Consider the following 24,302-nt stretch of genomic DNA (forward strand, 5'->3'; position numbering starts at 1 on the left):
CATGGCCAAGGTCAATATCCGCAACGAAATCCGCTTCATTCTGAATGGCAGGGATGTCGCGCTGTCATCCGTGGCGCCCGACGCGACCTTGCTCGACTGGCTGCGGCTCGATCGTTCGCTGCGCGGCACCAAGGAAGGCTGCGCCGAGGGCGATTGCGGCGCCTGCACCGTGCTGGTCGGCAGGCTATCGGCCGCCGGATTGGTCTATGAAAGCGTCAATTCCTGCATCCGCTTCCTCGGCTCGCTCGACGGCGCCCATGTCGTGACGGTCGAACATCTGCGCGGTGTGTCAGGCCGGTTGCATCCTGTGCAGCAGGCGATGGTCGATTTCCATGGCTCGCAATGCGGCTTCTGCACGCCGGGTTTCGTCATGTCGCTCTACGGCCTGTGGATGAAGTCGCCGGACCCGTCGGACGCGGCCATCGAAAAAGCCTTGCAAGGCAATCTCTGCCGCTGCACCGGCTACGAAGCGATCATGCGCGCCGCGCACGCCATATCGAGCTATGGCAAGGCGGCGAAGGACCCGCTGGCGGCGGAGCGCCGGGACATCACGACACGGCTGCAGTCGTTGCGCGATGGCGCCAGGGTCGAGATTGGCTCCGGCAGGACGCGGCTGGTCGTGCCGGCCGACGCCGACGATTTCGCTTCTGTCTTCGAGAAGGAACCCACCGCGACGGTCGTCGCCGGTTCGACCGATGTTGGCCTGTGGGTGACCAAGCACATGCGCGATATCTCGCCGGCGATCTTCATCGGCAATCTGCCGGGGCTTTGCGCCGTCACGGAAGAAAACGGCGTCATATCGATTGGCGCCGGCGTGACCTACACCGAAGCCTTTTCGACGCTGTCGAAACGCATCCCTGCGTTGGGGCCGTTGTTCGACCGCATCGGCGGCGAACAGGTCCGCAACATGGGCACGATCGGCGGCAATGTCGCCAACGGCTCGCCGATCGGCGACACGCCGCCGCCCTTGATCGTGCTCGGCGCACGGCTGACATTGCGCAAGGGCAAGAAGCGGCGCACGATCCCGTTGCAGGACTTCTTCATTGCCTATGGCAAGCAGGATCGCCAGCCGGGCGAGTTCGTCGAGGCCGTGCACGTGCCCGTGCCGGCAAAGGACGTGAAATTCGCCGTCTACAAGGTCACCAAGCGCCGCGACGAGGACATCACCGCGACCTTGGGTGCCTTCTGTCTGGCTCTGGCCAAGGACGGCACGGTGGCCGATATCCGCATCGCCTATGGCGGCATGGCGGCAACGCCGAAGCGGGCGTCGGCGGTTGAACGGGCTTTGATAGGCAAGATTTGGAGTGAAGCGACGGTGGCGGCAGCGATGGCCGAATACGCCAAGGATTTCACGCCGCTCACGGATATGCGCGCGACCGCCGAATATCGAGCGCTGGCGGCAAAGAACCTCTTGCTGCGTTTTTACGTCGAGACGACCGGAACGAAAGCGCCGTTCCAGGTATCACGCAGCGAGGCGGCCTGATGAACAAGCACGCACCATCAAACCTCAAGGCCGAGAAGATCGTCGGCGGCGTCGCTACCGACCAGCGGCATGATTCCGCCCACAAGCATGTCAGCGGCGGCGCCGTCTATATCGACGACATGCCGGAGCCGGCCGGCACCCTGCATGCCGGCCTTGGCCTGTCCAAGGTGGCGCATGGCGTTCTGAAAAGCGTCGACCTCTCGGCGGTGCGCGCGGCCCCTGGTGTCGTCGACGTGCTGACTTATGCCGACGTGCCGGGTGAGAACGATGTCTCGCCCAGCAACATGCATGACGATCCGGTTCTGGCGGAAGGCAAGGTGCAGTTCTTCGGCCAGCCGATCTTCGCGGTGATTGCCGAGACGCGCGAAGCAGCCCGGCGCGCCGCGCGCCTGGCCAGGATCGAATATGACGAGCTTCCCGCCGTGATCGACATCTGGGACCTTGATCCGGCGAAGGACAAGCAGGTGACCACGCCGCTGATCTTGCGGCGCGGCGATGCGGCTGCGGCAATCAAGGCAGCGCCCCGCCGCATCAAGAACCGGATGTGGCTTGGCGGCCAGGACCATTTCTACCTCGAAGGCCAGGTGTCTCTCGCCATCCCCGGCGAGGACGACGAGGTCACCGTCTATTGTTCGACCCAGGGGCCGAGCGAGACGCAGCATCTGGTCGCCCACACGCTTGGCGTGCCGAGTAACGCGGTGACGGTGGAAGTGCGCCGCATGGGCGGCGGCTTCGGCGGCAAGGAAACGCAGGCCAACCAGTGCGCCGCGATCGCCGCGATCGCCGCCAAGAGGCTGAAGCGGGCGGTCAAGATCCGGCTCGACCGCGACGAGGACATGACCGCCACCGGCAAGCGGCACGATTTCGCCATCGACTACGAGGTCGGCTTCGACGACGAGGGCAATATTCTCGGCGTCGATTTCACTTACGCCTTGCGCTGCGGCTTCTCCGCCGACCTGTCCGGCCCGGTCGGCGACCGTGCGCTGTTCCACTGCGACAACGCCTATTTCTATCCCGCGGTGCTGGCCAAGTCCGCGCCGCTCTACACCAACACCGTCTCCAACACCGCGTTCCGCGGCTTCGGCGGCCCGCAAGGCATGGTCGGCGCCGAGCGTGTCATCGACGAGGTCGCCTTCGCGGTCGGCAAGGATTCGCTCGAAATCCGCAAGCTGAATTTCTACGATCCGATGGAAGCGATCGGCGGCCGCAACGTCACCCCTTATCACCAGAAGGTCGAGGACTGCATCATCCAGCGCATCGTGGCGGAACTGGAAGACAGCGCCAACTATGCGCGCCGCCGTCGCGAGATTTCCGCATTCAACGCCAACAGCCGCTTCGTCAAGCGCGGCCTGGCGCTGACGCCGGTCAAGTTCGGCATCTCCTTCACCAAGACCGAGGCCAACCAGGCCGGCGCGCTGGTGCATGTCTATGCCGATGGTTCGGTGCACATGAACCATGGCGGCACCGAAATGGGGCAGGGCCTGCATCTCAAGGTGGCGCAAGTCGTTGCGGAGGAGTTCCAGATCGACCTCGATCGCGTGAAGATCACCGCCACCACCACCGCCAAGGTGCCCAACACCGCGCCGACGGCTGCGTCCTCGGGCGCCGACCTCAATGGCATGGCGGCGCAGAACGCGGCGCGCCAGATCCGCCGCCGGCTGACCGACTTCGCCGCCGAGAAATATCAGATCCCTGTCGACCAGGTGTTGTTCCTGCCAAACCGGGTGCGCGTCGGCAACCAGGAGGTCAGCTTCAACGATCTGGTCAAGCAGGCCTATATCGCACGTGTGCAGCTCTCGGCCGCCGGCTTCTACAAGACGCCGAAGATCCACTGGGATCGCAGCAAGGGCCAGGGCCACGCCTTCTATTACTACGCCTATGGCGCGGCCTGCGCCGAAGTGTCGGTCGACACGCTGACCGGCGAATATGTCGTCGAGCGCGCCGATATCCTGCACGACTGCGGCCGTTCGCTGAACCGGGCCATCGACCTCGGCCAGGTCGAGGGCGGCTTCATCCAGGGCATGGGCTGGCTGACGACGGAGGAACTGTGGTGGGACGACAAGGGCCGGCTGCGCACGCACGCGCCGTCGACCTACAAGATTCCGCTGGCGTCGGACCGACCGAAGATCTTCAACGTGGCGCTGACCGACTGGTCGCAGGCCTATGAGCCGACCATCCATCGCTCCAAGGCGGTCGGCGAACCGCCGCTGCCGCATGGCATGGCGGTGCTGCACGCGCTGTCGGACGCAGTGGCCAGCGTCGCCGACCACAAGATCTGCCCGCGTCTCGACGCGCCGGCGACACCCGAACGCGTGCTGATGGCGATCGAGCGGCTGAAGCGGGAGGCTTCAGAGCCTTCCTGAGGCCAAAACGTGCAAATCGCGCCGAAAAATACTATATTTCCTGGATGGAAGTGCAGGCGATGAACTCGAAGGTTCAAGAGCTGAAAGTGTTTCTCGACCATGCCGGTCGGGTCGCGCTTGTCGAAGTTGCGGCGGCAAAGGGTTCGACGCCGCGCGAGGCCGGTGCGTTCATGCTTGTCTCGCCATCGGCGATTTTCGGCACCATTGGCGGCGGTCAGCTCGAATATATGGCGATCGATAAGGCGCGGCAGATGCTGGGCTCTTTGCGCTCCGCATCTTTCAGCGAGTTTGCCGATGTCGGCGCCGCCCCTCATCCGCCTGCCGGCACCTTCTCCCCGTATAGTGACGGGGAGAAGGGAAGCGGCCGTAACGCCGGCGACCCCCTCTCCCCGTCCTTACGGGGAGAGGGTAAGGGTGAGGGGCAGCGCGACGCTGACGAAGCTGGCGTCACGCTCGACGTTCCGCTCGGGCCGGAAATCGGCCAGTGCTGCGGGGGTCGGGTCAAGGTGTTGATCCGCTTGGTCGACGGCACAATCGAGGAAAAGCTGATGGCGCACGCTGAATCGGAGGAGGCGCATCTGCCGCATGTCTATATCTTCGGCGGCGGCCATGTCGGCCAAGCGCTCGCGTCGACCATTGCGCTTCTTCCCGTGCATGGCGTCGTCATCGAGACACGCGCCGAGGCATTGGAAGGCATGCCGGAAACCGTCGAGACGCGGCTGACGCCGATGCCCGAGGCAGAGCTGCGCAACGCCCCGGCCGGCACCGCCTTCGCCGTCCTTACGCATGACCACGCGCTCGATTTCCTGATCGTCGCCGAAGCGCTGAAACGCGACGACGCGGCCTATGTCGGCATGATCGGTTCGAAGACCAAGAAAGCGACCTTCAGGCACTGGTTCCTGAAATCGGCCGACGGCACGGAGACCGAATTCGCCCGCCTCGTCTCGCCGATCGGCGGCGACGCCGTCAAGGACAAGCGTCCGCCGGTTATTGCCGCGCTCGCCGCCGCCGAGATCATGACGGCGCTGGTCATCCACAATGCGGCTTCGAACGCAGAGCATCACGCTCCGCATGACAGGGTGACCGCCGGCTAGCTCGGTCGCCTGAGGCCCAGATGCGCGCGCAGCGTGGCGCCTTCATACGCCTTGCGGAACAGGCCGCGCCGCTGCAGTTCCGGCACGACCAGCGTGGCAAAGGCATCGAGTTCGCCGGGAAAATAAGACGGCATGACGTTGAAGCCGTCGGCGGCACCGCCTTCGAACCGCGCCTGCAACTCGTCCGCCACCTGGACCGCGGTTCCCACGATGCGCCAATGGCCGCGCGCGCCGGCGAAATGCCGCGCCAGTTGGCGAATGGAAAGGCCATCGCGGCGCGATTGCTCGACGACCAGGGCCTGCCGGCTTTTCATGCCCTCGCTCTCGGGCAAGTCGGGCAGTGGACCGTCGAGCGGATGGCGCCAGAGGTCGGATATGCTGAGATAGCTGGACAGCAGCGCCACGCCGACGTCGTCGGGGATCAATTCCTGCAATTCCTCGAATTTTTCGCGGGCCTCGGCTTCGGTCTCCGCCACCACGGGCGCGACACCGGGCATGATCTTGATGTCATCGGGTTCACGCCCATACGCCGCCATGCGCCCCTTGAGGTCGTCGTAAAAGGCCTTCGCTTCCTCGAAGGTCTGTGCCGCCGTGAACACCACGTCGGCGGTGCGGGCGGCGAGGTCGCGGCCGACGTCGGAAGCGCCGGCCTGGACCATGACAGGCGCGCCTTGCGGCGAGCGCGGCAGATCGAGCGGATCGCGGACCGAAAAACTCTGTCCGTCATGGCCTGCCTTGCCGCGCCACAACCCTGTCACCGCCTCGGCGAACTCGCGCGCCCGCTCATAGCGGTCGGCATGAGGCTTGAGGCCGGCTGCGCCGAAATTGGCGGCTTCGATCTGACTGGCCGAGGTCACCAGGTTCCAGCCGGCCCGGCCGCCGCTCAGGTGATCGAGCGAGAGGAAGGTCCGCGCCAGGCCGTAAGGTTCGTTGTAGCTGGTCGACGCGGTGGAAACGAGGCCGATGCGGCTGGTCTGGACAGCCAGCGCCGAAAGCAGGCTGATCGGCTCGAAGCCGATCGAGCGCGACGTCTGGCTGGCAATGTCGACATTGGCCTCGCGCAGGCCGGCGGCGTCCTCGCAGAAGATCATGTCGAACTTCGCCGCTTCAGCCGTGCGCGCCAGCGCCATGTAGTGATCGATGTCGATGCCAGCTTTCACATGCGCCTTCGGATGGCGCCAGGCGGCGATGTGATGGCCCGTCGCCCACAGGAAGGCGCCGAGCTTCATTTGCGCGGTCATTGGTCACCTCCGCCGGCAAGGCCGAGATGCGAGCGCAAGGTGGTGCCGGGATGGTTTTCTCGAAGCAGCCCGCACCGCCGCAACTCCGGAAGAACACGATCGATCAAATCGTCGAACACCGAAAGCTGCGCCGGCAAGCGGATGTTGAAGCCGTCGCAGCTCTTAGAGAAGGATTTTTCTTCCAGCCTGTCGGCCAGCCCGCTGACGCCGTCAGCGGTGAGCGAGATATCAGCCAGTATCTTCACCGCATCCGGCTCGCGCCCACAGGCGGAAACCCGGCGCTTCAAATCACCATGACACGCCTTGTCTTCTGCCGCCGCCCGTTCGTCCAGCAGAACGACATCGGCGGTGCGGGCGGCAAAGTCGAGGTCGCCTTCGGTGAGATCGGACAGCACCAGCACCGGCGCGTCCTGCGGCGACCGCGCGACATTCAGCGGCCCGCGCACGGAGAAGAACTCGCCCTTGTGGTCGAGCAGGTGCATTCCTTGCGGATCATGGAAGCGGCCGCCGTCCCTGTCGAACAGCAGCGCGTCCGCGTCCCAGCCCTGCCAGAGCCCTTGAACGATGCCGATATATTCCTCCGAGCGGCGGCGAAAATCATCGGCTGAAAACCCGTCGGGCCGGCTGAAATTGGCGGCCTCTCGCGGTGTCTGCGCCAGCGTCGCGTTCCAGCCCGCGCGGCCATGGCTGATCATGTCGAGCGAGGCAAAGCGGCGCGCGAGATTGTAGGGCTGGTGAGCGATCGTCGAGGCGCTGGCGACGAGACCGATCTTTTCGGTCACGGTCGCCAGCGCGGCGATGAGAGTGGTCGCCTCGAACGGACTGCTCGGCGCGGCGCCATGCGGCGCGGAGTCGTCGAGGATGATCATGTCCAGCCCCGCCGCCTCGGCCTCCCGGGCGAAGCCGGCCAGATCGCTGAAAGTGAGCGCTTGCCCGGTTGCGAGGGCAATGTTGAGCGAAGCGGCCAGATGCGTTGTGGCGCCGTCGGTCATGGATGGTTCCTGGGGGAAGGCATGCGGGAACTATGTTCGCCGCATGCCCCAATGGCAACCGCTGGCGCTGGGCCAACCGCCGGCCATGTGCCGGCCAGCAGTCACGTTTCGGCTGGCTCTCAAACACCTCGAAAATTAGCTGAAACATCCGCCGCGTCGTCATCCACGGGCGGAGCAGCCGCGAAGCGGCGTCGCGCAGACCCGAGGATCCATGCCGCGGCGTCAAGGCGCTGCCACGGTGCAGAATTCTGCTCCGTTGCACTTTACGGCGAAAGTCACGGAATGGGTCCTCGGGTCTGCGCTCCGCTTCGCGTCGCTCCGCCCGTGGATGACGAAGTCGCGGGCCTTCGGCCGATCCCGTAGCAACGCGACCGCCCCTCACTTGCCCGCCAGAATGTCCTTGATCAGCCTTTGGCAACGCTCGGCCATGAAGTCGAGCAATAGCCGCACCTTGGGATCCTGCAGCTTCTTGTGCGGATAGACGGCGGCGAACTGCACCGGCGTTGGCGGGGTGCTGGTCAGGATCACTTTCAGCCGCTGGTCGCGGATGAACGGCTCGACCTCGAAGCGCGGTTTGTTGATGATGCCGCGCCCCGACAGCGCCCAGCCGGTCAGCACGTCGCCATCATCGGTGTCATAGGGCCCATGCACCTCGAATTTCTGCGGGCCGGTGGGCGTTTGCAAGGTCCAGACATATTCGCGCGCGCCGGAATAGCGCAGCATCAGGCAGTCATGCTTCCTGCCGATCAGCTCCTGCGGCTCCGTCGGCTCGCCGCGCGCTTCCAGATATTTGGGTGCGGCGACCAGCACGCGCTCGCATTCCATGATGCCGCGCATCCTGAGGCTGGAATCCTCGATGATCCCTAACCGGAAGGCGACGTCGATGCCTTCCTTCATGATGTCGACATTGTGGTCCGAGAGCCTCAGCCGCACCTCGACGTCAGGGTATTTGTCGTGAAAATCGGGAATGCCCGACGCCACCAGCCGGCGCCCGAGGCCGAGCGGTGCGGTGACGCGGATGGTGCCACGCGGCTGGCCGGACAGCGCCGAGACGGCCGCTTCCGCCTCGGTGATCGCCTCCAGCACCTGCTTGGCGCCGGAATAGAAAACAGTGCCGTGCTCGGTCGGCATCAATTGCCGGGTGGTGCGGTTGAACAGCCGCACGCCGAGATGCTTCTCCAGTTCCTTGATGCGGTTGGAGGCGACCGCCGGCGAAATGCGCATGTCGCGGCCGGCCGCCGACAGATTGCCGAGCTCGACGACGCGGACAAAGACGGCGATGTTGTCGAGATAGGCCATGCGGATCGGCACCCTTCACCGGTTTGCGGTGATCAACCTAGTATTTTCCATTTTTTTTTGAAAGTCATCGTACACCTCGCCTCTTTTCGTTTGCGCCCCACACCGTAAAGTCATCGGATCGGCAGGGACGATTTCAATGATGGATTTCGCGATTTTCTGGGACTGGCTGAGCTTCGCCGTGCGCTGGCTGCACGTCGTCACCGGCATCGCCTGGATCGGCTCGTCCTTCTACTTCGTCGCGCTCGATCTTGGCCTGCGCCAGCGGCCCGGCATGCCGGTCGGCGCCTTCGGCGAGGAATGGCAGGTGCATGGCGGCGGCTTCTACCACATCCAGAAATACCTGGTGGCGCCGGCCGAGATGCCCGTGCACCTGACCTGGTTCAAATGGGAATCCTATGCCACCTGGCTGTCCGGCTTCGCCATGCTGTGCGTGGTCTATTACGCCGGAGCCGATCTGTTCCTGATCGATCCCAATGTGCTGCCGATGTCGGTGCCGGTGGGCATTCTGTTGTCGATGGCCACGATCGGCGTCGGCTGGGTGGTCTATGATCTCCTGTGCCGCTCGCCGCTTGGCAAAAGCGACACCGGCCTGATGCTGGTGCTCTATTGCGTGCTGGTCTTCATCGCCTGGGGGCTGACGCACCTGTTCACCGGCCGCGCCGCCTTCCTGCATCTGGGCGCGATTACCGCGACGATCATGTCGGCCAATGTCTTCATGGTCATCATTCCCAACCAGAAGATCGTCGTCGCCGACCTCATCGCCGGCCGCAAGCCTGATCCGAAATACGGCAAGATCGCCAAGCAGCGCTCGCTCCACAACAATTATTTGACGCTGCCGGTACTGTTCCTGATGCTGTCGAACCACTATCCGCTGGCATTCGGGACTGAGTTCAACTGGGTCATCGCCTCGCTGGTGTTCATCATCGGCGTCCTCATCCGCCACTATTTCAACACCGTGCACAAGCGTGCCGGCAACCCGCACTGGACGTGGCTCGGCGCCCTTGTCCTGTTCATCATCGTCATCTGGCTGTCGACCGTGCCGAAGGTGCTGACCGGTGAACCGAAGGTGTCCGCCTCGGCGCAGGTCTATATCGCCTCGGCGCATTTCCCGGCGGTGCGCGACACCGTTCTCGGCCGCTGTTCGATGTGCCATGCGGCCGAGCCGGTCTATGAAGGCATCTATCATGCGCCCAAGGGCGTGATGCTCGACACCGACGCCGGCATCGCCGACCATGCCCGCGAGATCTATCTGCAGGCCGGCCGCAGCCACGCCATGCCGCCGGCTAATGTTAGCCAGATCACCGACAAGGAACGGGCGCTGCTGGTCGCCTGGTTCGAAGGCGCGGGGAAATAAGCATGACCTCGACACTTCTGCGCGGCCGCACCCTGTCCTTCGTGCGCTGGCCGCAAACCATCGACGACCACTCAGCCTGGCGCTACGAGGAGGATGGCGGCCTGCTGATAAGCGATGGCAGGATCGTTGCATCAGGCGCCTATGCCGATGTCGAGAAACAGGCCGGCGAGGGCGTCAAAAAGATCGACCATCGGCCGCATCTGCTGCTGCCGGGTTTTATCGATACGCATGTGCATTTCCCGCAGATGCAGGTCATCGCCTCCTATGGCGCCGAACTGCTCGACTGGCTGAACACCTACACCTTTCCCGAGGAAACAAAATTCGCCAACGCGCAGCATGGCCGCCGCATCGCGCGGCTGTTTCTTGATGAAACGGTGCGCCACGGCACAACGACGGTTGCCGCCTACTGTTCGGTGCACAAGGCCTCGGCGGAAGCCTTCTTCGCCGAGTCGCACGCGCGCGACATGCTCAACATCGCCGGCAAGGTGATGATGGACCGTAATGCGCCCGAAGGCGTGCTCGACACGCCGCAGACCGGCTATGACGACACCAAGGCGCTGATCAAGGAGTGGCACGGCAAGGGGCGGCAGCACTATGCCATCACGCCGCGCTTCGCCATCACCTCGTCACCGGAGCAGATGGAGATGGCCGGCGCGCTGTGCCGCGAACATCCCGACCTGCACATGCAGACGCATCTGTCGGAAAATCACGCCGAGATCGCCTTCACGCAACAGCTTTATCCCTGGTCGCGCGACTACACCGACGTTTACGAGCACTATGGGCTGCTGGGCAAAAAGAGCCTTTTCGGCCACTGCATCCATCTGTCGGAGCGCGAGGCGGACGCGCTGGCGGACAGCGGTTCGGTGGCCGTGTTCTGTCCAACCTCGAACCTGTTCCTCGGCTCGGGCCTGTTCGACTACCAGCGCTTTCGCCGCCGCGACAAGCCGTTGCGCATAGCGGCCGCCACCGATGTCGGTGGCGGCACCAACTATTCGATGCTGCGCACCATGGACGAGGGCTACAAGGTGATCGCCCTGAACGGCGAGAAGCTCAACCCTTTCCAGTCCTTCTGGCAGATCACGCGCGGCAATGCCGAGGCGCTATCTGTCGTCGAGAAGATCGGCACGCTGGAGGAAGGCACCGATGCCGACATCGTCGTGCTCGATGCGAGGGCAACGCCGGCCATGCGGCTCAGGATGGAAACGGTCGAGACGCTGGCGCAGGAACTGTTCCTGCTGCAGACGCTGGGCGATGATCGAGCCGTGCGCGAGGTCTATGTCGCGGGGCGAGCGGCCAAGAGCGACATCGCAATTTAGCGCTGCGGTGTGTTGCCTGCTTGACCCGGCGGCAGCCATCGGTCAAAGCGTGCGGCGAAGTTGACAGGGGAACGACATGACCGTTGCTGACGACATCGCTCTGATCAAGAAACAGGAAGAGACCCTTGTCTTCACGGCCTTCGACGAGGCCGTCGCCTTCAAGCTCGGTTCGGCGATCCGTGATCGCGCGCTGGCTGAGAACCTGCCCGTTATCGTCGACATCAGGACTTTCGACCGGCCGCTCTTCTATGCCGCCATGCCGGGGTCGAATGCATCCAATCCCGACTGGGCGCGGCGCAAGATCAATGTCGTCAAGCGCTACCTCAAAAGCACCTACCGTCTGGTTCTGGAGCAGCAGCGTCCCGACCGCACCTTCAAGATCGGCGAGGGGCTGGATATTGCGGACTATGTGCTCGCCGGCGGTGGCTTCCCGGTCGCGGTCAAGGGTGCCGGTGTCATCGGCGTGATCGCGGTGTCCGGCCTGCCGGAGCGCCAGGATCATGGCGTGGTGGTCGATGCGCTGTGCGATCACCTGGGCATAGACAGGCGCAAGCTGGCGTTGTCCGCGGACCCCGAATGACCGTGCCCGATCCCAAGGTTTTTCTTACCTCGATCTTCAATGCCGCCGTCGCCGCCGCCGATCCGGAGCGCACCATCCGCGACCATTTGCCGGCCAGACCCAGGGGCCGCACCATCGTCATCGGCGCCGGCAAAGGCTCGGCACAGATGGCGGCGGCCTTCGAGAAGGTCTGGGACGGCCTGATCGAAGGGCTGGTCGTCACCCGCTACGGCTATGGCGCCAGATGCGAGCGCATCGAGATCATCGAGGCCGCGCATCCGGTGCCGGACGCCGCCGGGCTCGAGGCCTCGCGGCGGCTGCTGGAGAAAGTGCAAGGGCTGACAGCGGACGACCTGGTCGTGGCGCTGATTTCCGGCGGCGGTTCGGCCCTGCTGCCGTCTCCGGCCGCCGGCCTGACGCTGGCCGACGAAATTGCCGTCAACGAGGCGCTGCTTGCTTCCGGCGCGCCGATCGCGGCGATGAACACCATCCGCAAGCATCTCTCCGCCATCAAGGGTGGCCGGCTGGCCGCTGCCGCATGGCCGGCCAAGGTGGTGTCGCTGGTTGTCTCCGACATCCCCGGCGACAATCCGGCCCTGGTGGCGTCCGGCCCGACCGTTCCCGACACTGGCAGCCGTGAAGACGCGCTGGCGTCGATATCCGCCTATGGCATGAAACTGCCGGACGCGGTCATGGCGCACATCCAGTCGCCGGGGGCCGACGCACCAGGTCCCGACGATCAGCGCTTTGCGCGCAACGAGGTGCATCTGATCGCCTCGGCCGGCGTATCACTGGAAGCGGCGGCGGCGGAAGCGAGGCGGCAAGGCATCGAAGCCGTCATACTCTCCGATGCCATCGAGGGCGAAGCGCGCGAGGTTGGCGGCGTCCACGCCGCCATCGCCCGCGAAGTGGCGACCCGCAACCGACCGTTCTCGAAGCCGGTGCTGATCCTGTCGGGCGGCGAGACGACCGTAACGCTCCGTGCCCCCATTGACGGCATAAGGGGCAAGGGCGGCCGCAATTCGGAATTCCTGCTCTCCTTCGCCATCGGCATCAATGGCGTAGAGGGTACTCATGCCCTTGCCGCGGATACCGACGGCATCGATGGCTCCGAAAACAATGCCGGCGCCTTCGCCGACGGTTCGACCGTTTCGCGCATGCGGGCGGCGGGTGTGGATGCCAAGGCGATGCTGGCCGGCAACAATGCCTGGACGGCCTTCAATGCCGTCGGCGATCTCTTCGTGCCCGGCCCGACCGGCACGAACGTCAATGATCTCAGGGCAATTCTCGTCCGTTAAAGGCTGGTGCGTCCCCTCTCCCAAACGCAAGCGCTGCCCCTCATCCGCCTGCCGGCACCTTCTCCCCGTATAGTGACGGGGAGAAGGAAGCTAACTGCGTCTTGGAGCTTTTTCTTGCAACGATGGTGATTGACGAAAGCGCAGGGCACAGCCCCTTTCTCCCCGTCACTACACGGGGAGAAATGTCCGGCAGGACAATGAGGGGCGGCGCCAACCGCTCGATCCTTATCCAGCGCTCGGACCTGATGGATCAAGTCGACATAAGCTTCCTCACCTGCTTCATATCCTGCAAAAACCGCTCGCGTTCGGCTTCTTTATCCGCGTGATCCCGGATGCGCAGGATGAAGGAGGGGTGGATGGTGATGAAGACGCGCAACCCGTCCTCGCGTTCGACCACCTGGCCGCGCATCTTGGTCACCGGGATCGCCTTGCCAAGCAGGGACAGCGCCGCCGTCGCGCCGAGCGCCACCGCAAGCTCCGGCTTGACCAGCTCGAATTCCCTGTCGATCCACCAGCGGCAGGCCTGAACCTCGCCGGCATTCGGCTTGGAATGGATGCGGCGTTTGCCCCGTGGCTCGAATTTGAAGTGCTTGACCGCGTTGGTGACATAGACCTCCAGGCGGTCGACACCGGCATCGTCCAAGATCGCATCGAACACCTTGCCCGCGGGGCCGACAAAAGGTTTGCCGGCGAGATCCTCCTGGTCGCCAGGCTGTTCGCCGACGAAGATCACCTTGGCATTGTCAGGTCCTTCGCCGAATACGGTCTGCGTCGCATCGCGCCAAAGCGGACAGCGGCGGCAGCCCTTCGCGGCTTCGCGCAACTCGGAAATCGTGTGCGCGGCATCGCCGTCAGGCGTTTCGGCTGGCTGATGCTTCGGCCAATGCTTTGCCTGCACCTTGGCGTGGTGCGGCGCGGGCGTTGTCGGCATTCTGGCAATCATATCCTTGGCGGCCTTGTCCGCTCCCGCGATCAAGTCAGGAATGAGCGAGGCCTCGGGAAGGTTCCGCCAATATTTCTTCGGCATCTCCTTCTGCATGGCTTTCACCTTCAGCCGCGCCGGATTGAAGATGTTCGCGAAGTAGGTCCGCCACAGCGCTTCGGTGTCGTCCTGGTCAGGCGCGTCGGTCTTGGCGGCGCCCGGTCCGATCGCTAGCCTTTCGCCATCCCAGTCGGCGGAGGCGTAAGGCGTCAGGATCGTCCAGCGCATGCCGGTAAAACGCCGGACGAAGAAATCCGCATTGCGCTCGACGATGAAATGGTCGGGCTCGAACCAGGCGACATAGCGTTCCTCCTCGCCATCGCCGATCTTCCGGAAGCGGACGAAGGCATGCATCTTGTGGCTATCGCGCCGCACCGCCTTTTCCATCGCCTCGAGCCGCCTGGTATCGGGATCCGATGCGATCGCCAGCAGCTTGGGCTCCGCACGCAGCCGCCACAACAGCCGGTAGAGGAAGGCGAAACGGCCGGGGTCGCAATGGCAGAAGGCGGTTTCAGTGTGATCGATGAAATCGCGCGGCACAACGAGCTGCGCGCCCTCGGGCACGTCAGGCAAATCGCTTTGCGGCCGGTCGGAACCGGCTGCGACATGCCAGCCGATATCCTCGGGTCTGACCTCATTCAGCGCCAGCCGTCGAGCCGCGTCGCGCCAGCCGGCGAAATCGGTCTGGCTTTCAAGCCAAACTGTGTAGCGGGCGAGGTCGAGCTCCGCTGGCAGCATGGTCAAAACAGCGCCAGTTGTTCGCAGGATCGCTCGATCTGGCCGCGCAGGCCGGCCTTGTCGGTGAGCGCACCTGGCGACCAGCCTTCGGCGATGATGAAGGGCCGTAGCTTGGCGATCGAATGGCAAATCCGCCCGACATCTTCCAGCCGCATCCGCCGGTGCCGGCGGGTCTGCAGGATTTTCGTCACCACCTTGGTGCCGAGGCCGGGCACTCGCAACAGCGTCTCACGGTCGGCGCGGTTGATGTCGACGGGAAACTGCCCCCGGTTGCGCAGCGCCCAGGCAAGCTTCGGGTCGATAGCGAGATCGAGCATGCCATCGCTGCTGCCGGCCAGGATTTCCGGTTGAGAAAATCCGTAGAAGCGCATCAGCCAGTCGGCTTGGTAGAGCCGGTGTTCACGCATCAGCGGCGGCTTCTGCAACGGCAGCGAAGACGAGGCATCGGGGATCGGACTGAAGGCCGAATAATAGACGCGCCGCAGGTGGTAACTGCCATAAAGCCGGGCGCTGGTGTGCAGGATGCCGTCGTCGGAGGTCTTGTCGGCACCGACGATCATCTGCGTCGACTGGCCGCCGGGCGCAAAGCGTTCGCGCTTTTTGGTCCGCAGCGTCGGCTCGGCCTTCTCCTCCATCTTCCGGCGCAGGTTGGCCATCGAGAGCCGGATTGTCTCCGGCCTCTTTTCCGGCGCCAGCTTCTTCACGCCCTCGTCGGTGGGCAATTCGATATTGATCGACAAGCGGTCCGCATAGAGCCCGGCCTGCTCCACCAGGTCCGCCGAACTTTCCGGAATGGTCTTCAGATGGATATAACCGGAGAATTTTTCCTCCAGCCGCAGCCGCCGCGCCACCTCGACCATTTCGCCCATGGTTTCATCAGGCGAGCGGATGACGCCCGAGGAGAGGAAAAGGCCTTCGATATAATTGCGCCGGTAGAAATCCATGGTCAGCTTCACCACCTCGTCGATGCCGAAGCGGGCGCGCCGGACATTCGACGACGAGCGGTTGATGCAATAGCTGCAGTCGTAGATGCAGAAATTGGTCAGCAGGATTTTCAGCAGCGAAATGCAGCGGCCGTCCGGCGCGTAGGAATGGCAGATGCCCATGCCTTCGGTGGAGCCGACGCCGCCGGACTTCAGCGAATCCTTTTTTGCGGAGCCCGATGAGGCGCAGGAGGCATCGTACTTGGCGGCGTCGGACAGGATTGCCAGTTTTTCACGGATGGTGAGAACACTCATTTGTTCATGATATGTTCTGATCAATCATCACGCCATCTCATTTGATGGTGACGGCGAAAAAGTGATCGCCGCCGGGTCGCCCAGCCGTCAGACTTCGTGCAGGTAGAGGTGATAGTCCAGTTCACTGACCGTGCGGGCCACGCGCAGGTATTCGGACTGCTTGATCGCAACGAAGGTGCGGTGCAGGTCCTCGCCGAGCGCGCCCTTTAGGAAACTGGACGCCCTGGCCGCTTCGATTGCCGCGCGCCAATCGGCTGGCATCGTCGTACGGGTGACGGCAGCCTCATAGCCATTGCCGGTCGTTTCGGGGCCCGGATCGAGCCCTTCGTCGAGGCCTTTGACGATGCCGGCGAGCACCGTCGCGGCGATCAGATAGGGATTGGCGTCGACGCCGGACGGCCGGTGCTCGATGCGCCGGTTTTTCGCATCGCCCGCCGGCACGCGCAGCGCCACCGAGCGGTTGTTGACGCCCCAGGTCGGCGCCACCGGTGCGTAGGATTGCGAGACGAAGCGGCGCCAGGAATTGGCGTGCGGCGCAAACACCAGCATCGATTCCGCCATGGTCTGGATCAGGCCGCCAAGGCCACGCAGCAGCGGCAGCGACCAGTTCTCGCCGGTGGCTTCCGAAAAGACGTTTCGGCCATCCTTGTCCTGCAGCGACACGTGGAAATGCATGCCGGAGCCGGCATATTTCTCGATCGGCTTGGCCATGAAGCAGGCGGTGACACCGTGACGGCGCGCCTGCGCCCGCACCAGCCGCTTCAGCATGACCAGATCGTCGGCCGCCCGCATCACGTCCTTGCGGTAGTTCAGCGTCAGCTCGTACTGGCCAGGCGCATATTCCGAGATCACCGTCTCGGCCGGAATGCCTTGCGCCTTGGCGGCGGCGTAAATGTCGGAGAACAGCGGCTCCATGCCATGCAGATGGTCGACGGAATAGACTTCGGTCTTGCCCGAGACGCGGCCATCGAGCACCGCGCGCGCCGGCTGCACCTTGCCATCGGCATCACGCTCATTGGCCAGCAGAAAAAACTCGAGTTCGAAGGCGCCGGCCGGATGGAGGCCCTTGGCAGCCAGTATGTCGACCTGCCGGGCGAGCGCCAGCCGCGGGTCCGACGACATTGGCTGGCCGTCGAGATGATACATAGCCATCAGCACCTGGCCGCGCGGCGGATTCGTACCGTAAAGCGGCACCAGCGTGCCGGGAATTGGCCAGGCCCGGAGATCGCCGTCGCCGCTGTCCCAGATCAGCCCGGTTTCGTGCACATCCTCGCCGGTGATGTCGAGGCCGAGGATGGAGATCGGCATATGCCGGCCGCCTTCGAAAATGCTTTTCAGCTCGTGCCGGCGCACGATCTTGCCGCGCCCGACGCCATTGGCGTCGGTCAGCACGATATCGAAGGCCTCGATCTCGGGATGGGCGTCGAGGAAGGCTTGCGCCTCGGTGGGCGTCGAGCCCGAAGGTGAAGTCATGATGGAACTCGGGTTGGCTTGAGGGGCTTGTCTCATGCCGCAAGCTTTGCCGCAACCGCTCCAAAGGCGCTGATCAGCCGGTTGACCTGGGCACCTGACGTCGCCGGCGAGATCAGCATCATGTTGTGGAAGGGTGCGATCAGCACGCCGCGATTGACCAGCGCGACATGGATGGCGGCTTCGAGTTCCGGCGCATGCGCACCCTCCGCCTCGGCGCCATTGCGCAGCGGACCGGGCGCGCAGATGAACTCGACACGGGCCCCGACACGGGCGACATGCCAGGGCAGGCGGTAACGGTCGATCACGCCGGTCAGCCCGGCATCGAGCCGGCGCGCCAGATGATCCATGCGGTCGTAATTCTCCTGCGTCATCACCTCCTCGAGCGTGGCGCGCATGGCGGCGAACTGCAGCGGGTTGGCCGACAGCGTCGTGCCCATGCCGGAATAGCCAGGCTCTTTCGTCCTGTTGTAGTCGGCATAGCGCGAAGCGACTTCATGGCTCATGCCCCAGACGCTCGCCGGCACGCCGCCGGCAATCGGCTTGCCCAGAACGAACAAGTCCGGCTCCAGCCCATATTTCCTGGTGTAACCGCCCGGGCCGGTCGAGATCGTATGCGTCTCGTCGATCAAAAGCAGCGTGCCGGCAGCACGGGTCAACTGTCGCAGCGCCTCGTGGTAGCCGGGATCGGCAAGCACCATGCAGGAATTGGTCAGCACCGGTTCGGCGATGACGCAAGCGACATCCCTGTCGTTGAGCGCGGCTTCCAGTGCGGCGACATCGTTGAACTCGATGACCTTGGCCATACGGGTCAGGTCGCGGAATTCGCCCGCCAGTCCTGGCCGGTTGACCTGGATACCGTCGATCAGCCGCACCATCGTCTCGTCCACCGAGCCGTGATAGCAGCCGTTGAAGACCAGGATTTTCTCCCGTCCAGTGATGGCGCGGGCGACGCGCAGCGCGAAGCGGTTGGCGTCGGTCGCCGTCGTCGCGATCTGCCAGAACGGCAGGCCGAAGCGCTGCTGCAGCAGCGGTCCGATGGCCAGCGCATCTTCGGATGGCAGCATATAGGTCAGGCCGCGCCCGGCCTGGCGGCGAATGGCGCGTGCCACTGCCAGCGGCGAGTGGCCGAACATCGAGCCGGTGTCGCCGAGGCAGAAATCGTCGAGCCTGTTGCCGTCCACGTCGGTGATCGTGGCGCCCCTGGCGCTGTCCACCAGGATCGGAAACGGCGTCGGCCAGTCATTCATCCAGTGCATTGGCACGCCGCCGAAGAAGCCGGGCAGGCCGTTGCCGACCTTGGCCTGCGATTTCGGCCGCGCCTTGCGGAAGGCAGCCCCTTCCGTCTCACGCAAGTGCGCGATGCGGTCGCGGCTGATGCCGCCGATGGTCTTTGAACTATCGCTGCTGTGCATGAAAACCCCTCTGGCTCATTCCTCTTAGCCAATCCACCTCCGCAACGGCAATTGGCCGTGCGTCTGTTCTGCATTGGCTCAGCCTTGGCCGGCGGCGCTTGACGCTCCGTGCGAAGTCGGCGCCAATGTGGACGGTAATTGGGCAAGGGAAATGCGGACGATCATCTGCGTGACGATACTGTTCCTGTCGACCGGTACGGCGTTCGCCACCGGCGGCATCTGGTGCTCCGTCGATGATCCACTGGTCAAATTCCAGGTCGATGCCGGCGTCACCACCGGGATGGGCGGCCCGACCTTCAATTTTCGCGGTGATCTCGAAATCAAGGCAAGGCCCGCCGGCGATCAGCTGCGAAAGACCATTTTTGAGAACTCCAACCTCACCCAGTACTGGCTGGACAACAAGGAACTGCGGCTGAACATCTACCGCGAGCAGGAGGTGGCCAAGACCTACAGTTCGGTCGAACTGACGATCCTGACCAAGGCCAGCGACGAAGGCGTCTATGATGGAAACTACAAGCTCGCCGTCTATGACAGCACGGCCGACAAGGACAGCGATGGCAAGCCGGTCGATCTGACCGGCAAGGTTTCCTGCGGCGCCGAGTAATCCGCTGGTTCGAAACTAGGCAGTGATGTCGATGACGCCGCAGTCGCCGGCGGCACTCCCGAAGGCGACGCGGCGTTCTTCCTTGTCCCACATCATCGCGGTGATGGCGCCCTTGCCCGGGCGCCGCAAAAGCACTTCCTTGGCGTCGGAAAAGCGCACGGCCATAACCATGCCGTCATCATAGCCGACGGCGACGACATCCTGGCTCGGGTGGCAAGCAACCGCCGTCACCATGGCGTTGCCGCGCGTGCCGAGTTCCAGCGGCGCCTTGCCCATCGGCCCGTCCTTGGCCGAAAACGGCCAGACGATCGCCGCCGGCGCGCCGGAACTGGCCAGCCACTTGCCTTTGACGCTCCACGACAGGCTTTTGACCTTGCCGGGATAGCCGCTCATGCGCATGTGCTTGCCGTCGGCGAGCTTCCAGCCATGCAGGGCGTTTTCCTGCATGGTGGTGACCAGAAAGGTGCCGTCCGGCGAGAAGGTGATGCCGGTGTGGGCGCCGGCCCATTCGAGCTCCACCGGCTTGCCTTCGGCGGCCGGGAAATGCAGCGTCGCGCCATTGTAGCGGGCGACGCCGAAGCGCATCCCCTTGGGCGAGAAGGCCAGCCCCTCGACCGAGCGCGGATGGGCAAATTCCCGGATCTTGCCATCGGCGAAGCGCACGAAGGCCGTCTTTCCCGTGGCATAGGCGATGGCGCCTTGCGGCCCGGCGGCAACGCTGGTGATCCATTTCTTGCCGGCGCTCGCCACCTCCCGGGTCTCACCTCCGGCTTTCACGGCAAACACCTTGCCGTCCTCGCCGCCGGTGATCAGCCGGTCGTTTGCCGCGTCATGGAAGGCCGCGAGCAGCCCGTCATTGGCCTGTACAGTCTTGTGGCCATTGTCGAGCCGGTGGATAGCGCCATCGGCCAGCGCGAAATGCGGCACATCGCCAAGGAAGACGGCGGCGACGCAATGGCCTTCGAGATCGAGCGGGGCGACTGTGGGCATGATTATCTTTGTTCAGCTAGATGACAGTACAGAGGCGGCTTACTCGACGTTTGCGGTTCCGGCAACCGGAGGATCAGCGAAGTGCGAGAGGCTGTCATCAAAGCAGCCCCTTCGCCCGCAGATCGGTTGCGAACGTCGCCAATGGCATCACCAGGGTCAGATTCGATCCTTGGAGGCGCTCGGCTCCGTAGCTGGCATACCATCTTGCGGCCCGCTCGCTCTTGGCATCGATCATGAGCAGGATTCCGCCACCTTCGCCGGCCAGTCGCAAGCAGCGCAATGCCGCGGCGGCAAGCAGCTGACTTCCGAGCCCCTGTCCGGCGACTCTGCGGTCGGTCGCCAGCCGGGCAAGTTTGAAGCCGGAAACCTCGTGCCGCGCCAAACCTCTCGTCATCGCCTCGGGCACGGCTTCATGAGCAACGGCTGAAGGTGCGATCGTATAGAAGCCGAGGATCTGCTCCAAAGCCGCATCGTCGATCGCACAGAAGGTCTTGGCGGCATTTTGTTCGTGGCTTTGCCGCGCGTACCGCCGCAGAAAATCGTTCATCTGCGCATCGCCGCAATCGAACGAGGCCCGATCATGGCGTTTCGCGATCGGCTCCTCGTGCCAGGACGGAAGTGTCACAGAGTATCCGGCAAGGCCGCGATCGCCGCTCGGAGCTTGGCATTTGGTTTCGGCGGGTTCTCCAACAGGTCGAGTATACGTGTGAAATCGCGGTCGGATACTTTCGCAACCTCGGCTGCTTCGATTACCGCCTGTGCTTCGGGAACCACCTTGTTGAGAATGAAGTCGGTAACGTCCTGATGAGACAGTGCGGCAGCGCGCGCGATCATCGCCTTCTGCGCAGGCGCGATGCGGATTTGATAGCGCTCAGTTTTATTGTCTGCCGACCTGGGCATCGGAAATCTCCTCAAACTCATGTACACATCCTATGTGTACATGAAGTCGACATCAACCCTTCAAGATCATCAATACGACTTTACGATGCCTGGCAGGCGTCAAAGCTCTTCTTCAGCCGTTCGGCGTCGAGTTCGCGGCCGATGAACACCAGCCGGCTCTCATGCTTTTCGCCGTCTTTCCAGGCCCGCTGGTGGTCGCCCTCGATGATCATGTGCACGCCCTGGATGACATAGCGCTCGTCATCGCCCTTGAGCGCGATGATGCCTTTCAGCCGCAGGATGTTGGGGCCTTCCATCTGAGTGATCTTCTCGATCCACGGGAAGAATTTCTTCGGGTCCATTTCGCCGCCGCGCAGCGACACCGACTGCACCGTCACGTCATGGATATCGGACGGATGCGCGTGATGGTGGTGGTCGTGCCCATCGTGGTCGTGATGATGATGGTCGTGATCATGATCATGATCATGGTCATGGTCATGGTGATCATGGTCGTCATGCGCCTCGAGAAAATGCGGGTCGTTTTCCAGCGCCCTGGACAGGTCGAAGGCACCGCGGTCGAGCACTTCCGACAGCGCCACGCCGGCGCGTGTCGTGCGGTGGATCCTGGCTGCCGGATTGATGGCGCGGATCGTTGCCTCGACCTTGGCGAGTTCTTCGGGGGTGACGAGGTCGGTCTTGTTGAGCACGACGACGTCGGCGAAGGCGATCTGGTCCTCGGCCTCCTTGGAATCCTTGAGCCGCAGCGGCAGGTGCTTGGCGTCGACCAGCGCCACCACGGCATCGAGCTTGGTCTTGGAGCGCACGTCGTCGTCCATGAAGAAGGTCTGCGCCACCGGCACCGGATCGGCGAGCCCGGTGGTTTCGACGACGATGGCGTCGAAGCGGCCGGGTCGCCGCATCAGGCCTTCGACGACGCGGATCAGGTCGCCGCGCACCGTGCAGCAGACGCAGCCATTGTTCATCTCGTAGATTTCCTCATCGGATTCCACGATCAGCTCGTTATCGATGCCGATCTCGCCGAATTCGTTGACGATGACGGCGTAGCGTTTGCCGTGGTTCTCCGACAGGATGCGGTTGAGCAGCGTAGTCTTGCCGGCGCCGAGATAGCCGGTGAGAACGGTTACGGGAATCTGCGTCTGTGCGTCGCTCATGGCTTGCCTCGAAATGACTGGGCCCTGAAATCCAGGCCGCGAAAAGGGATTGTCGGTTCCATATAGGATGTGCGCCGGGTTTTTGCACGGGCAAACCATGGGCCAAAGTTGCCGGCTGGGATTCGTCCTGACATCGTGGCCGCGAAAAGCCATCGCCGCCCCGGCGATGGAAGATCAAGACGACGTCCTGTCCGGGGGCCGCCGGTCGTGGGATCGCAGCCGCAGCGAATCCGTTCCCCGCCAAACTCGTTTGTCATCTAACTGAAATAAACATCTGGCATCACCACGGCGGACACCGCAATGCTTGCCGGCAAAGCTGTTTCGAATGCCGGAATCTTTCGATCGTCGATTGCCAACCGGCCGGCTGCGTCTATGCTGTGCGCACCGGTACGGCCGAAGAGGGATGACCATGGCCAAGGCGGACAAGACTGCAACGATGAGCCGGCTGCATTCAGCGGCAAGGCTGGCAAGGACCGCGCTGGCGGCACGGCTCCTGGCGCATGGCTTCTACGCCGGCCAGGACCAGATCATGCTGGCGCTGGACCGTGAGGACGGCCAGACACCGGGCAATCTCGCCGGGCGTCTCGGCGTGCGCCCGCCGACCATCACCAAGACCATCAACCGGCTGCAGGCGCAGGGTTTTCTGGAAAAACGCGCGTCGGAATCCGATGCCCGCCAGGCGCATATCTTCCTCACCGATACCGGCCGTGAAACCATCCGCGCCATCGAGAAGTCGGTGAAGAAGACCGAAAAGCAAGCGTTGAAAGGCCTCGACAAGAAGGACCAGAAGGCGCTGTTCAAGCTGCTCGCCCGCATCGAGGCCAACCTCTCCAATGAGGAACTGGTGCTGATCGACGACGACGCCGAGTCGGACGACTGATCTCTTCGGCAATCAGGCTGCCGCGGCAGCTCCATGGATCAAGGACGACCAGCGTCCCGGTGTCATGCCGAACGCTTTCTTGAATTGCCTGTTGAAGTGGCTCTGGTCGCTGAAGCCGGCTTCGATCGCGATCTGCGCCAAGGGCTCGCCGGCGGCGATCATCCTGCGCGCGCGCTGAAGCCGGCGCATCACCAGGAAACGATGCGGACTGGTCGAGAAGGCCGTGCGGAAATGTCTCGACAGGGCATAGCGGTCGAGACCCGTGACGGCTTCCAACTCGCCAGAGCGCACGGGCCGGTCGAGGTTTTCCGTCAGATACTCGCGCGCCAGCGTCGCGGCCCGCCGCGCCGTCCCGGCTATCGGCTTTGCCGGCTGGCCGCCATGCCGGGCCAGGCTTTGCATCAGCTGCGCCAGAAAGTCGTCGACGAACAGCTCGTCGAGTTCCTGCTCCAACGGCCCGAGCGCCGAAAACAGCGTCGCGCAGAAGGCATCGTCCGTCACCACCCCGTCCCCGACGAACGGCAGCGCCGCGCCGCCGAGACAGTCGAGCATCAGTGACGGCTCGAGATAGAGCATTCTGTAGCGCAGGCCTTCCTCGGTGCCCGCGCCGCCATCGTGCAATTCGTCGGGATGCAGCACGATGACCTGGCCAGGCAGGCTCAGCCGTGCCGCGCCACGATAGCGGAAGGTCTGCACGCCGCGCAGCGTCACCCCGATCGCATAGGTGTCGTGGCGATGCGGATCGAAGGCGCTGCCGTGAAACCGGGCCTCGATGCGCTCCATCCCGGCGGGATCGGGAGCCGAGATGATGCAGTTTTCAGCGGCATCTGCGCACAAACGTCCAAGACCCTCGAAGGCCTGGCTGCCTAGATCGTGCAACATCGTCTCCTTCACAGCCTCGCTATCGGGGCCTAACCTCGAATGGCCATTTTGTC

Annotated in this window: 21 protein-coding genes; 9 read left to right on the forward strand and 12 right to left on the reverse strand. The window is 63.8% G+C overall.

Annotated elements, in window-relative coordinates; translation table 11 throughout:
• Window position 1: 1 nt before the first annotated feature.
• The 3 genes from xdhA to xdhC are packed head-to-tail and all read left to right on the forward strand — an operon-like array spanning window position 2 to window position 4,940.
• Complete coding sequence (gene xdhA / locus EN851_RS33510) at window positions 2-1,483, forward strand: xanthine dehydrogenase small subunit (protein WP_135862461.1); 1,482 nt, start codon at window positions 2-4, stop codon at window positions 1,481-1,483.
• Window positions 1,483-3,846 carry a xanthine dehydrogenase molybdopterin binding subunit gene (gene xdhB / locus EN851_RS33515; RefSeq protein WP_135862457.1) on the forward strand — a complete coding sequence of 788 codons (2,364 nt, stop codon included), beginning with the start codon at window positions 1,483-1,485 and terminating at the stop codon, window positions 3,844-3,846. The genes xdhA and xdhB overlap by 1 nt, the downstream gene beginning before the upstream one ends.
• 59 nt (window positions 3,847-3,905) lie before the next feature.
• A complete protein-coding gene (xdhC, locus tag EN851_RS33520) occupies window positions 3,906-4,940 on the forward strand; it encodes a xanthine dehydrogenase accessory protein XdhC (RefSeq protein ID WP_127872925.1) in 1,035 nt (344 codons plus the stop codon).
• Here xdhC and EN851_RS33525 read toward each other — a convergent pair.
• The 3 genes from EN851_RS33525 to EN851_RS33535 all read right to left on the reverse strand — a co-directional run bounded on the left by EN851_RS33525 (window position 4,937) and on the right by EN851_RS33535 (window position 8,472).
• Window positions 4,937-6,181, reverse strand: coding sequence for an LLM class flavin-dependent oxidoreductase (locus EN851_RS33525; protein WP_127872926.1), 1,245 nt, complete (start codon window positions 6,179-6,181; stop codon window positions 4,937-4,939). The two genes, xdhC and EN851_RS33525, sit on opposite strands and share 4 nt — an antisense overlap.
• Window positions 6,178-7,173: an LLM class flavin-dependent oxidoreductase gene (locus tag EN851_RS33530; protein ID WP_127279468.1), complete on the reverse strand. Its 996-nt coding sequence runs from the start codon at window positions 7,171-7,173 to the stop codon at window positions 6,178-6,180. The genes EN851_RS33525 and EN851_RS33530 overlap by 4 nt, the downstream gene beginning before the upstream one ends.
• A gap of 378 nt (window positions 7,174-7,551) precedes the next feature.
• Complete coding sequence (locus tag EN851_RS33535; RefSeq protein ID WP_127872927.1) at window positions 7,552-8,472, reverse strand: LysR family transcriptional regulator; 921 nt, start codon at window positions 8,470-8,472, stop codon at window positions 7,552-7,554.
• A gap of 136 nt (window positions 8,473-8,608) precedes the next feature.
• Between EN851_RS33535 and EN851_RS33540 the strand changes: the two genes are divergently transcribed.
• The 4 genes from EN851_RS33540 to EN851_RS33555 all read left to right on the forward strand — a co-directional run bounded on the left by EN851_RS33540 (window position 8,609) and on the right by EN851_RS33555 (window position 12,999).
• Window positions 8,609-9,826 carry a urate hydroxylase PuuD gene (locus EN851_RS33540; RefSeq protein ID WP_135930993.1) on the forward strand — a complete coding sequence of 406 codons (1,218 nt, stop codon included), beginning with the start codon at window positions 8,609-8,611 and terminating at the stop codon, window positions 9,824-9,826.
• A 2-nt stretch (window positions 9,827-9,828) separates the two neighbouring features.
• Window positions 9,829-11,142 carry a guanine deaminase gene (gene guaD / locus EN851_RS33545; protein WP_135917005.1) on the forward strand — a complete coding sequence of 438 codons (1,314 nt, stop codon included), beginning with the start codon at window positions 9,829-9,831 and terminating at the stop codon, window positions 11,140-11,142.
• Window positions 11,143-11,218: 76 nt separating this feature from the next.
• On the forward strand, window positions 11,219-11,722 hold the full coding sequence (locus EN851_RS33550; protein ID WP_135882803.1) for a heme-degrading domain-containing protein: 504 nt from the start codon (window positions 11,219-11,221) through the stop codon (window positions 11,720-11,722).
• Window positions 11,719-12,999, forward strand: coding sequence for a glycerate kinase (locus EN851_RS33555; RefSeq protein WP_135930994.1), 1,281 nt, complete (start codon window positions 11,719-11,721; stop codon window positions 12,997-12,999). Before EN851_RS33550 ends, EN851_RS33555 begins: the two co-directional genes overlap by 4 nt.
• A gap of 250 nt (window positions 13,000-13,249) precedes the next feature.
• Here EN851_RS33555 and EN851_RS33560 read toward each other — a convergent pair whose 3' ends face one another.
• The 4 genes from EN851_RS33560 to EN851_RS33575 form a co-directional block, all read right to left on the reverse strand.
• On the reverse strand, window positions 13,250-14,719 hold the full coding sequence (locus EN851_RS33560; protein WP_127280645.1) for a UdgX family uracil-DNA binding protein: 1,470 nt from the start codon (window positions 14,717-14,719) through the stop codon (window positions 13,250-13,252).
• Between the two features lie 2 nt (window positions 14,720-14,721).
• Window positions 14,722-15,957, reverse strand: coding sequence for a putative DNA modification/repair radical SAM protein (locus tag EN851_RS33565; protein WP_127280646.1), 1,236 nt, complete (start codon window positions 15,955-15,957; stop codon window positions 14,722-14,724).
• An 87-nt stretch (window positions 15,958-16,044) separates the two neighbouring features.
• The gene (locus tag EN851_RS33570) at window positions 16,045-17,430 is read right to left on the reverse strand and encodes a glutamine synthetase family protein (RefSeq protein WP_127278010.1); all 1,386 of its coding nucleotides are present in this window, start codon (window positions 17,428-17,430) and stop codon (window positions 16,045-16,047) included.
• A 32-nt stretch (window positions 17,431-17,462) separates the two neighbouring features.
• The gene (locus EN851_RS33575; protein ID WP_127278011.1) at window positions 17,463-18,842 is read right to left on the reverse strand and encodes an aspartate aminotransferase family protein; all 1,380 of its coding nucleotides are present in this window, start codon (window positions 18,840-18,842) and stop codon (window positions 17,463-17,465) included.
• 151 nt (window positions 18,843-18,993) lie between these two features.
• On the opposite strand from EN851_RS33575, the gene EN851_RS33580 reads away from it, so the two are divergent.
• On the forward strand, window positions 18,994-19,446 hold the full coding sequence (locus EN851_RS33580; protein ID WP_127278012.1) for a hypothetical protein: 453 nt from the start codon (window positions 18,994-18,996) through the stop codon (window positions 19,444-19,446).
• A 15-nt stretch (window positions 19,447-19,461) separates the two neighbouring features.
• On the opposite strand, the gene EN851_RS33585 is transcribed toward EN851_RS33580, so the two are convergent.
• The 4 genes from EN851_RS33585 to EN851_RS33600 form a co-directional block, all read right to left on the reverse strand.
• Window positions 19,462-20,436, reverse strand: coding sequence for a WD40 repeat domain-containing protein (locus EN851_RS33585; protein ID WP_127278013.1), 975 nt, complete (start codon window positions 20,434-20,436; stop codon window positions 19,462-19,464).
• A gap of 97 nt (window positions 20,437-20,533) precedes the next feature.
• Window positions 20,534-21,061, reverse strand: a complete 528-nt coding sequence (locus EN851_RS33590) for a GNAT family N-acetyltransferase (protein ID WP_127278014.1) — start codon at window positions 21,059-21,061, stop codon at window positions 20,534-20,536.
• On the reverse strand, window positions 21,058-21,336 hold the full coding sequence (locus EN851_RS33595; RefSeq protein ID WP_027142795.1) for a DUF1778 domain-containing protein: 279 nt from the start codon (window positions 21,334-21,336) through the stop codon (window positions 21,058-21,060). The genes EN851_RS33590 and EN851_RS33595 overlap by 4 nt, the downstream gene beginning before the upstream one ends.
• Window positions 21,337-21,416: 80 nt before the next feature.
• Window positions 21,417-22,487, reverse strand: a complete 1,071-nt coding sequence (locus EN851_RS33600) for a GTP-binding protein (protein WP_127278015.1) — start codon at window positions 22,485-22,487, stop codon at window positions 21,417-21,419.
• A 409-nt stretch (window positions 22,488-22,896) separates the two neighbouring features.
• Between EN851_RS33600 and EN851_RS33605 the strand changes: the two genes are divergently transcribed.
• The gene (locus tag EN851_RS33605; protein WP_127278016.1) at window positions 22,897-23,367 is read left to right on the forward strand and encodes a MarR family winged helix-turn-helix transcriptional regulator; all 471 of its coding nucleotides are present in this window, start codon (window positions 22,897-22,899) and stop codon (window positions 23,365-23,367) included.
• Window positions 23,368-23,379: 12 nt separating this feature from the next.
• Here EN851_RS33605 and EN851_RS33610 read toward each other — a convergent pair whose 3' ends face one another.
• Window positions 23,380-24,249, reverse strand: a complete 870-nt coding sequence (locus tag EN851_RS33610; RefSeq protein WP_135930995.1) for an AraC family transcriptional regulator — start codon at window positions 24,247-24,249, stop codon at window positions 23,380-23,382.
• Window positions 24,250-24,302 lie beyond the last annotated feature (53 nt).

This window comes from Mesorhizobium sp. M8A.F.Ca.ET.208.01.1.1, from assembly GCF_004791315.1.
In the GTDB taxonomy this organism is placed as follows: domain Bacteria; phylum Pseudomonadota; class Alphaproteobacteria; order Rhizobiales; family Rhizobiaceae; genus Mesorhizobium.

What these genes read in the sequence shown, in the direction of transcription:
- EN851_RS33595 (WP_027142795.1), bottom strand. Translation starts at nt 21,336, where the DNA reads ATGCCCAGGTCGGCAGACAATAAAACTGAGCGCTATCAAATCCGCATC.
- EN851_RS33535 (WP_127872927.1), bottom strand. Translation starts at nt 8,472, where the DNA reads ATGGCCTATCTCGACAACATCGCCGTCTTTGTCCGCGTCGTCGAGCTC.
- EN851_RS33580 (WP_127278012.1), top strand. Translation starts at nt 18,994, where the DNA reads ATGCGGACGATCATCTGCGTGACGATACTGTTCCTGTCGACCGGTACG.
- EN851_RS33550 (WP_135882803.1), top strand. Translation starts at nt 11,219, where the DNA reads ATGACCGTTGCTGACGACATCGCTCTGATCAAGAAACAGGAAGAGACC.
- xdhC (WP_127872925.1), top strand. Translation starts at nt 3,906, where the DNA reads ATGAACTCGAAGGTTCAAGAGCTGAAAGTGTTTCTCGACCATGCCGGT.
- EN851_RS33600 (WP_127278015.1), bottom strand. Translation starts at nt 22,487, where the DNA reads ATGAGCGACGCACAGACGCAGATTCCCGTAACCGTTCTCACCGGCTAT.
- xdhB (WP_135862457.1), top strand. Translation starts at nt 1,483, where the DNA reads ATGAACAAGCACGCACCATCAAACCTCAAGGCCGAGAAGATCGTCGGC.
- EN851_RS33610 (WP_135930995.1), bottom strand. Translation starts at nt 24,249, where the DNA reads ATGTTGCACGATCTAGGCAGCCAGGCCTTCGAGGGTCTTGGACGTTTG.
- xdhA (WP_135862461.1), top strand. Translation starts at nt 2, where the DNA reads ATGGCCAAGGTCAATATCCGCAACGAAATCCGCTTCATTCTGAATGGC.
- EN851_RS33560 (WP_127280645.1), bottom strand. Translation starts at nt 14,719, where the DNA reads ATGCTGCCAGCGGAGCTCGACCTCGCCCGCTACACAGTTTGGCTTGAA.
- EN851_RS33540 (WP_135930993.1), top strand. Translation starts at nt 8,609, where the DNA reads ATGATGGATTTCGCGATTTTCTGGGACTGGCTGAGCTTCGCCGTGCGC.
- EN851_RS33575 (WP_127278011.1), bottom strand. Translation starts at nt 18,842, where the DNA reads ATGCACAGCAGCGATAGTTCAAAGACCATCGGCGGCATCAGCCGCGAC.
- EN851_RS33570 (WP_127278010.1), bottom strand. Translation starts at nt 17,430, where the DNA reads ATGACTTCACCTTCGGGCTCGACGCCCACCGAGGCGCAAGCCTTCCTC.
- guaD (WP_135917005.1), top strand. Translation starts at nt 9,829, where the DNA reads ATGACCTCGACACTTCTGCGCGGCCGCACCCTGTCCTTCGTGCGCTGG.
- EN851_RS33525 (WP_127872926.1), bottom strand. Translation starts at nt 6,181, where the DNA reads ATGACCGCGCAAATGAAGCTCGGCGCCTTCCTGTGGGCGACGGGCCAT.
- EN851_RS33555 (WP_135930994.1), top strand. Translation starts at nt 11,719, where the DNA reads ATGACCGTGCCCGATCCCAAGGTTTTTCTTACCTCGATCTTCAATGCC.
- EN851_RS33530 (WP_127279468.1), bottom strand. Translation starts at nt 7,173, where the DNA reads ATGACCGACGGCGCCACAACGCATCTGGCCGCTTCGCTCAACATTGCC.
- EN851_RS33605 (WP_127278016.1), top strand. Translation starts at nt 22,897, where the DNA reads ATGGCCAAGGCGGACAAGACTGCAACGATGAGCCGGCTGCATTCAGCG.
- EN851_RS33565 (WP_127280646.1), bottom strand. Translation starts at nt 15,957, where the DNA reads ATGAGTGTTCTCACCATCCGTGAAAAACTGGCAATCCTGTCCGACGCC.
- EN851_RS33585 (WP_127278013.1), bottom strand. Translation starts at nt 20,436, where the DNA reads ATGCCCACAGTCGCCCCGCTCGATCTCGAAGGCCATTGCGTCGCCGCC.